Source organism: Cupriavidus campinensis (assembly GCF_905397395.1).
Classification (GTDB): Bacteria; Pseudomonadota; Gammaproteobacteria; order Burkholderiales; family Burkholderiaceae; genus Cupriavidus; species Cupriavidus campinensis.
The window spans coordinates 1-1,566 of sequence record NZ_CAJPVH010000137.1 but is presented as its reverse complement, the minus strand read 5'-3'; the positions used below and the strand labels follow the sequence as shown (position 1 = coordinate 1,566).

Annotated in this window: 2 protein-coding genes; both read left to right on the top strand. The window is 56.1% G+C overall.

All coding sequences use genetic code 11. The annotated features are described in order from the left end of the window. Positions 1–838: hypothetical protein (locus KHO18_RS28190; protein WP_211944314.1), on the top strand; the 838-nt coding region annotated here is incomplete at its 5' end. Between the two features lie 34 nt (positions 839–872). Next, positions 873–1,310, top strand: a complete 438-nt coding sequence (locus tag KHO18_RS28185) for an OmpA family protein (protein ID WP_211944313.1) — start codon at positions 873–875, stop codon at positions 1,308–1,310. The last annotated feature ends 256 nt before the right edge of the window (positions 1,311–1,566 follow it).

Here is a 1,566-nt window from a genome sequence, read left to right as displayed (position 1 = left end):
ACGCTGGACCGACATGGGGAAATCCGTGCTGGTGGAAGGCGCGCGCGTGTATTGCCAATGCAAGGAAAAGCCACGGGTGTTTGCATCGCAGTACACGATGTCGTCGGAGGTCACGAGCGGCGGGCGCGCCGGTGAGCATGTGGGGGGAACATCGGAAAAACCGCAAGCCCACAACAAGCTGGCGAGTGAGCCCAGCGGTGAAGCCCGCCCCGATGCTTCGAGTCTCGCCGCCTACGCGGCCGACCCGACGATGATCTGCCCCAATATGACCAATGCCGAATTCCATGCCACGGTATTGCGGGTTCGTGACATCGCCGTTGCGCATATGGACCAGCGGTTGATTGAGTTGCAACGCTGGAACGAGGCGGATCAGGAACGGGTTCGCATGTGGTTTGTGGACGCTACCCCGGATATTCGAAAGCGCCTGCGCGAGGGGATTCAGCGAATTCGGCAACTCTCCCTCGGGTTGACAGAACGGAATTTCTGCCGCTTCAGCGAAGAAGTCATGCGTAAAGTAGGTTGTATCCCGGCGGCGAGAGAAGGGGACGAGCCGGCGTGGGCAAGCGTATGCAAGGCCGACAAGACGTTTACGATTTTTATCGGTGTCACATATTGCTACTTACCGATCGAAGCCATCCGCCATAGAGGTGTGGTGGAGCCAGACGACAGCATGGTCACGGTCTTTGTTCATGAAGTTTCTCATTTTCCCGCCGCGATGGATAGCGCGGATACCTATTCGAGTATCAAGATTTCCCGCCTACTATCAAAGTATCGAAATAAATTTCTATTTAATAATTCCGACAGCATTGCTGCATACATATCGAATGTCTCCGATTAACGGCATCGTAATCATGGTAAATATGAAAAAACTAATGGCAGCTTTCATCTTCGCTCTAACAAGCTTGAATGTCGCTGCCTGCATCGTCTATGAGAGGCAATATCGCGTTCACTTCGAACCGGGATCCGCAACGGTAACCGCGAAGGAGATCAAGCGATTCGCCGAATGGCGAATCGCAACCCGGAAGTATTTCTTCTCAGGTTTCGACGTGTACCTGACGGCTTGGGAAAGCGAGGATGGATCTCGTGAACTGCCAACGGCCAGGGTCGAACAGGTTCGCAATCTGCTGCTGAAATTCGGCCTCAGTGCCAATAATGTGAAGGACACGGAATTCCGGCCCATTTATGCGGCGTCCGTGCATTACGGTCCGGACCTGGTGCGGATCGATGTGGATGCGCGTTGTCCGAACTATTGCTGCCGCGACGAGAAATGCTGCCCTGCGTGGCGGGCTGCGGAGGAGGCTGCCAGGTAGACCCCGGTTCGCCCCCAGTTCGCCGCAATATCACCTGGATATTGCGGCGAACGGCATTGATAGCGGGGATCCTTGCCGCCAAAAGCAGAGCCGCCTCAAAGACGGCTCTGTTAATCCTTCGTTCTCCCAAACCTACGGCAAACAAGGCGCCGCTGCCGCCGCCCCCTGCCGCAGGGCCGTGTTGGATGCCGAGTCGTCCGCCCCCAGCGTGTTGTCGGTGAACTTGCAGCCGTAGTTGGCGTTGGCCACTACTGAT

Coding starts and splice junctions, on each gene's coding strand:
- KHO18_RS28185 (WP_211944313.1), top strand. CDS start 873: ATGGCAGCTTTCATCTTCGCTCTAACAAGCTTGAATGTCGCTGCCTGC.